This window comes from Pseudomonas sp. (genome assembly GCF_050739995.1).
Lineage (GTDB): Bacteria > Pseudomonadota > Gammaproteobacteria > Pseudomonadales > Pseudomonadaceae > Aquipseudomonas.
Map to the genome: position 1 here is coordinate 1 of NZ_JBOICG010000417.1, position 6,282 is coordinate 6,282.

At 58.9% G+C, this 6,282-nt stretch carries 6 protein-coding genes and 1 tRNA gene; 6 read left to right on the forward strand and 1 reads right to left on the reverse strand.

Annotated elements, in window-relative coordinates; translation table 11 throughout:
• Window positions 1-85 (reverse strand) — tRNA-Leu (locus ACRESD_RS13805).
• Window positions 86-193: 108 nt separating this feature from the next.
• Here ACRESD_RS13805 and queA point away from each other — a divergent pair.
• The 6 genes from queA to ACRESD_RS13835 all read left to right on the forward strand — a co-directional run bounded on the left by queA (window position 194) and on the right by ACRESD_RS13835 (window position 6,267).
• A complete protein-coding gene (gene queA / locus ACRESD_RS13810; RefSeq protein WP_431751414.1) occupies window positions 194-1,243 on the forward strand; it encodes a tRNA preQ1(34) S-adenosylmethionine ribosyltransferase-isomerase QueA in 1,050 nt (349 codons plus the stop codon).
• 5 nt (window positions 1,244-1,248) lie between these two features.
• Window positions 1,249-2,364, forward strand: coding sequence for a tRNA guanosine(34) transglycosylase Tgt (tgt, locus tag ACRESD_RS13815; protein ID WP_010565220.1), 1,116 nt, complete (start codon window positions 1,249-1,251; stop codon window positions 2,362-2,364).
• 43 nt (window positions 2,365-2,407) lie between these two features.
• A complete protein-coding gene (gene yajC / locus ACRESD_RS13820; protein ID WP_003175975.1) occupies window positions 2,408-2,746 on the forward strand; it encodes a preprotein translocase subunit YajC in 339 nt (112 codons plus the stop codon).
• Between the two features lie 62 nt (window positions 2,747-2,808).
• A complete protein-coding gene (gene secD / locus ACRESD_RS13825) occupies window positions 2,809-4,677 on the forward strand; it encodes a protein translocase subunit SecD (RefSeq protein WP_431751415.1) in 1,869 nt (622 codons plus the stop codon).
• Window positions 4,678-4,686: 9 nt separating this feature from the next.
• Window positions 4,687-5,601 (forward strand): protein translocase subunit SecF, encoded by a 915-nt coding sequence (gene secF / locus ACRESD_RS13830; protein WP_431751416.1) that lies wholly within the window; start codon window positions 4,687-4,689, stop codon window positions 5,599-5,601.
• A 123-nt stretch (window positions 5,602-5,724) separates the two neighbouring features.
• Window positions 5,725-6,267 carry a glycine zipper 2TM domain-containing protein gene (locus tag ACRESD_RS13835; RefSeq protein ID WP_431751417.1) on the forward strand — a complete coding sequence of 181 codons (543 nt, stop codon included), beginning with the start codon at window positions 5,725-5,727 and terminating at the stop codon, window positions 6,265-6,267.
• Window positions 6,268-6,282: the final 15 nt, after the last annotated feature.

Below are 6,282 nucleotides of genomic sequence, written 5' to 3' on the forward strand. Positions count from 1 at the left end.
TGGTGCCCCGAGGGAGACTCGAACTCCCACTCCTTTCGAAAACGGATTTTGAATCCGCCGCGTCTACCAATTCCGCCATCAGGGCTCAATGGCGGCGAAGTATAGAGATGAGATTACCGTTGGTCAATCACGTTTCATGGTCAATTTTCACTATTTCCGCTAGACTTCCCGGCCCTGCTAGACGAACCCCATCATGCGCGTTGCTGACTTTACTTTTGAGCTCCCTGATTCGCTGATCGCTCGCCACCCTTTGGCCGAGCGTCGCGCCAGTCGACTGCTGACCCTGGACGGGGTCAGCGGTGCCCTCGCACACCGTCAATTCACTGATTTGCTTGAGCATTTGCGCCCAGGCGATTTGATGGTGTTCAACAATACCCGGGTGATTCCGGCACGGCTGTTTGGCCAGAAAGCGTCCGGCGGCAAGCTGGAAATTCTGGTGGAGCGGGTGCTGGACAGCCATCGTGTGCTGGCTCATGTGCGCTCGAGCAAATCACCGAAACCGGGTTCGTCCATCTTGATCGATGGCGGTGGCGAAGCCGAGATGGTGGCGCGTCATGATGCGTTGTTCGAACTCAAGTTCGCCGAGGAAGTGCTGCCGTTACTGGATCGCGTCGGCCATATGCCGTTGCCTCCTTATATAGACCGCCCCGACGAAGACGCGGACCGCGAGCGCTATCAGACGGTGTACTCCCAGCGCCTCGGTGCTGTGGCCGCGCCGACTGCCGGGCTGCATTTCGACCAACCGCTGCTGGATGCGATTGCCGCCAAGGGCGTCGAGACCGCCTATGTAACCCTGCACGTGGGGGCCGGCACTTTTCAGCCGGTGCGTGTGGATAAGATCGAAGACCACCATATGCACAGCGAATGGCTGGAAGTCAGCCAGGAAGTTGTTGATGCCGTTCAAGCGTGCAAGGCGCGCGGCGGTCGTGTGGTGGCGGTTGGCACCACCAGCGTGCGCTCCCTGGAGAGCGCGGCGCGCGATGGCGTGCTCAAGCCGTTCAGTGGCGACACCGATATCTTTATTTTCCCAGGCCGGCCGTTCCATGTGGTCGATTGCCTGGTCACCAACTTCCATTTGCCGGAATCCACGCTGTTGATGCTGGTGTCGGCATTTGCCGGTTACCCGGAAACCATGGCCGCTTATCAAGCCGCCATCGCCAACGAGTACCGTTTTTTCAGCTACGGTGATGCGATGTTTATCACCCGTAACCCGGCGCCACGCGGCCCAGAGGAACAACTATGAGTCGTATGTCGTTTGAATTGCTCGCCACCGACGGCAAGGCCCGTCGTGGTCGCCTGACCTTTCCGCGCGGCACGGTGGAGACCCCGGCCTTCATGCCGGTCGGCACCTATGGCACCGTAAAAGGCATGCTGCCGCGAGACATCGTCGCCACCGGCGCCGAGATCATCCTCGGCAACACCTTCCACCTGTGGCTGCGCCCGGGCACGGAAGTGATCAAGAAACATGGCGACCTGCATGACTTCATGAAGTGGCAAGGCCCGATCCTGACCGACTCGGGCGGTTTCCAGGTGTTTAGCCTGGGCGCCATGCGCAAGATCAAGGAGGAGGGCGTGACCTTCGCCTCGCCGGTAGACGGTTCCAAAGTGTTCATGGGCCCGGAAGAGTCGATGCAAGTGCAGCGTGACCTGGGCTCCGACATCGTGATGATTTTCGACGAATGCACGCCGTACCCGGCGGATGAAGACGTCGCACGGGTTTCCATGGAGCTGTCGTTGCGCTGGGCCCAGCGTTCGAAGAATGCCCACGGTGATAACACCGCGGCGCTGTTCGGCATTGTGCAGGGCGGTATGCATGAAAGCTTGCGCAAGCGCTCGCTGGAAGGCTTGGACAAGATCGGCTTCGACGGCCTGGCCATCGGCGGTTTGTCGGTGGGCGAGCCCAAGCACGAGATGATCAAGGTGCTGGATTATCTGCCGGGCCTGATGCCCGCTGACAAACCTCGTTACCTTATGGGCGTTGGCAAACCGGAAGATCTCGTAGAGGGTGTGCGCCGCGGTGTGGACATGTTCGATTGCGTGATGCCAACCCGTAATGCCCGCAATGGGCATCTGTTCATCGATACAGGCGTGCTGAAGATCCGTAACGCGTTCCATCGCCATGATGATTCGCCGCTGGATCCCACCTGTGATTGCTACACCTGCCAGAACTTCTCCCGTGCTTATCTGCACCATCTGGACAAATGCGGGGAAATGCTGGGTAGCATGTTGAATACCATCCACAATTTGCGCCATTACCAAGTCCTGATGGCTGGTTTGCGCGAGGCTATTCAACAGGGTACATTGGCCGCCTTCGTCGATGCCTTCTATGCCAAGCGCGGGCTCCCTGTGCCGCCCTTGGACTGAGTTTTCCGACCCTAAGATTCACTATTTGCAACTGGAGTGCTAAATGAGCTTTTTTATCTCTAACGCCATGGCTGACGCCGCTGCGCCTGCTGCTGCCGGCCCTATGGGCGGTGGTTTCGAGTGGATTTTCCTGGTCGGTTTCCTGGTCATCTTCTACCTGATGATCTGGCGTCCACAGGCCAAGCGCGCCAAAGAGCAGAAAAACCTGCTGGGCAGCCTGCAGAAAGGTGACGAAGTTGTGACCACCGGCGGTATCGCTGGCAAGATCACCAAGGTTTCCGATGCTTTCGTGGTCCTGGAAGTCTCCGACACCGTAGAAATGAAGTTCCAGAAGGGCGCCATCGCCGCCACGCTGCCAAAAGGCACGCTCAAAGCGATCTGAGTAACAACCTTTACCAATCGACGGGGCGCGCAAGGCGCCCCGCGTTATAAGCGGGCGGCGTGATGCTGAACAAATACCCTCTGTGGAAATACGTACTGATCCTGGCGGTGCTGGCGATCGGTTTTATTTATTCCGCTCCCAATCTCTATCCTGATGACCCGGCGATCCAGATCACTGGCGCCAGCACTGCGCTGCAAGTCAATCAGGCTGACCTGGAGCGCGCGAGCAAAGCGCTCACCGACGCAGGTATCCAGGTCAAGGCGGCAACATTGGCGGCTGGTGCGAAGGGCGGCTTGTTGCGCCTGACCAAGGCAGAAGACCAATTGCCGGCCAAGGATGTCGTGCGCAAGGCCATGGGTGACGACTACGTAGTCGCGCTCAACCTGGCACAGACCACCCCGCAATGGCTGCGCAGCATTGGCGCGCACCCGATGAAGCTGGGCCTGGACTTGTCCGGTGGTGTGCACTTCCTGCTGGAAGTCGACATGGACAAGGCCCTCGATGCGCGCCTGAAAGTCTACGAAGGCGACGTGAAGAGCCTGCTGCGCAAAGAGAAGTTGCGTTATCGCAGCCTGCCGCAGCTCAACGGTGCCATCCAGCTGGGCTTCTCTGACGAAGCATCCCGCGAACAGGCCCGTGCCCTGATCCGCAAGAATTTCAATGATTTCGACATCGTACCGGCTGACCTGAATGGCCAGGCTGTACTGCGTCTGGCGATGAGCCCGGCCAAGATCGCGGAAATCCGCGAGTACTCCATCAAGCAGAACTTGACCACGGTACGTAACCGCGTCAACGAGCTGGGTGTGGCCGAACCGATCGTTCAGCGCCAGGGCGCCAACCGTATCGTGGTTGAGCTGCCAGGCGTGCAGGACACCGCTGAAGCCAAGCGTATCCTGGGTAAAACGGCCAACCTGGAGTTCCGTCTGGCTGCTGAGCCGGGTGCTACCCGCGCGACTGCCGAGGAATTCGAGTTCCGCGAAGGTAACCGTCCTCCTGCATTGATCGAGCGTGGCTTGATCATCACCGGTGACCAGGTGACTGATGCCAAGGCTGGTTTCGGCGAGCACGGCACCCCTGAAGTGAACATCCGTCTGGATGGCCACGGCGGCGAACTGATGAGCCGCGCTACGCGCAGCAACGTCGGTCGCAGCATGGCGGTGATCTTCATCGAGCAGCGTCCGGTCACTACCTACACCAAGCAAGTGGTCGACGGTGTCGAGAAAGACGTGCCGGTGCAGACCTTCAAGGAAGAGAAGAAGATCATCAGCCTGGCGACCATCCAGTCGCCGCTGGGTGCTCAATTCCGCATCACTGGCCTGAATGGCCAGGGTGAGTCGTCCGAACTGGCATTGCTGTTGCGTGCTGGTGGCCTGGCGGCGCCGATGTACTTCGCTGAAGAACGTACCATTGGCCCGAGCCTGGGTGCCGACAACATCACCAAGGGTATCGATGCGGCCTTGTGGGGCATGCTGTTCGTTTCCCTGTTCATCATCGCCATCTATCGCTTCTTCGGCGTCATCGCCACCGTGGCCCTGGCGGGCAACATGGTGATGCTGCTGGCCCTGATGTCGCTGCTGGGCGCTACGCTGACCCTGCCAGGTATCGCCGGTATCGTACTCACTATGGGTATGGCGGTAGACGCCAACGTACTGATCTTCTCGCGGATTCGTGAAGAGATCGCGGCGGGCATGACCGTACAGCGTGCAATCAACGAAGGCTTCGGCCGGGCATTTACCGCGATTCTCGACTCCAACTTGACCACTTTGTTGGTCGGCGGGATTCTCTTTGCCATGGGCACCGGCCCGGTCAAGGGTTTTGCGGTGACCATGTCCCTCGGTATCTTTACCTCGATGTTCACGGCCATCATGGTGACCCGCGCAATGGTCAACCTGATCTTTGGTGGGCGTGACTTCAAGAAGTTGTGGATTTAAGGGGCTGCCATGTTACGTACAATCAACTTCATGGGCGTTCGCAACATTGCGTTCGGCGTCACCGTGCTCCTTACCGTTCTGGCGTTGTTCAGCTGGTTCCATAAGGGCCTGAACTACGGTCTGGATTTCACCGGCGGTACGCTCATCGAGCTGACCTACGAGAAGCCGGCTGACGTCACCTTGGTGCGCAGTGAGCTGGTCAAGGCTGGCTATCACGAAGCCATCGTGCAGAGTTTCGGTGCAACCACTGACCTGCTGGTGCGTATGCCGGGCGAAGATCCGCAGTTGGGTCACCAGGTGGCCGAGGCCTTGCAGAAGGTCGGCGGCGACAATCCGGCATCGGTCAAGCGCGTCGAATTCGTCGGCCCGCAAGTGGGCGAAGAGCTGCGCGACCAGGGCGGCCTCGGCATGCTGATGGCGCTGGTCGGCATCATGATCTACCTGGCGTTCCGCTTTCAGTGGAAGTTCGGTGTCGGCGCCATTGTGTCGCTGATCCACGACGTGATCGTGACCGTGGGCATCCTGGCGTACTTCCAGATTACCTTCGACCTGACCGTGCTGGCTGCGGTACTGGCGATCATTGGTTACTCCCTCAACGACACCATCGTGGTATTCGACCGGGTTCGTGAGAACTTCCGCGTACTGCGCAAGGCGACGTTGATCGAGAACATCAACATCTCCACTACCCAGACTCTGTTGCGGACCATGGCGACGTCGATCTCCACGCTGTTGGCGATTGCGGCGCTGATGATCTTCGGTGGCGACAACTTGTGGGGCTTCTCCCTGGCGCTGTTCATCGGCGTTCTGGCGGGTACCTACTCGTCGATCTACATCGCCAACGTGGTGCTGATCTGGCTGAACCTCAACAGCGAAGACTTGATCCCTCCTGCTGCTACCGGCAAGGAGGTCGACGACCGCCCTTGATGGGCGTTTGTTGACACGCTGTTACAAAGAAGGCGCGAGTATTGAACTCGCGCCTTTTTTTTTGCTCCAAGGCTGGGTATAGCGCGGACGTTTCAGTCCGCTTGTGATGGTCAGGAGGTTCATGTGAACAAGTCGTTGCTGGTTGGTGCGGTACTGGGTGCTGTCGGTGTGACTGCCGGGGGCGCTGTTGCCACCTACAGCCTGGTAAAAAGCGGCCCTGAGTATGCGCAAGTACTGGCGGTACAGCCGGTCAAAACCCAGATCAAAACGCCTCGCGAAGTGTGCAAGGACGTTGCAGTAACCCGGCAGCGGCCGGTGCAGGATCAGCATCAGATCGTCGGTACCGTGGTCGGTGCGTTGGCCGGTGGCCTGTTGGGTAATCAGGTCGGTGGCGGTAATGGCAAGAAGCTAGCCACCGTGGCTGGTGCAGTTGGTGGTGGTTATGCCGGTAACAAGGTTCAGGAAGGTATGCAGAACCGCGACACCTACACCACCACGCAAACTCGCTGTAATACCGTTAACGACATCAGCGACAAGGTTGTCGGCTATGACGTGCGTTACAACCTGGATGGCAAGGAAGGCACCGTGCGTATGGAGCGCGATCCTGGTAGCCAGATTCCAGTCGACAAAGAAGGTCGTCTGATTCTCGGCCAGAACCAGCAGTAATCCTGAGCCTTGTAT

Excerpts from the sequence above, each read along its gene's own strand:
- tgt (WP_010565220.1), top strand. The coding sequence starts at position 1,249 with ATGTCGTTTGAATTGCTCGCCACCGACGGCAAGGCCCGTCGTGGTCGC.
- secF (WP_431751416.1), top strand. The coding sequence starts at position 4,687 with ATGTTACGTACAATCAACTTCATGGGCGTTCGCAACATTGCGTTCGGC.
- yajC (WP_003175975.1), top strand. The coding sequence starts at position 2,408 with ATGAGCTTTTTTATCTCTAACGCCATGGCTGACGCCGCTGCGCCTGCT.
- secD (WP_431751415.1), top strand. The coding sequence starts at position 2,809 with ATGCTGAACAAATACCCTCTGTGGAAATACGTACTGATCCTGGCGGTG.
- queA (WP_431751414.1), top strand. The coding sequence starts at position 194 with ATGCGCGTTGCTGACTTTACTTTTGAGCTCCCTGATTCGCTGATCGCT.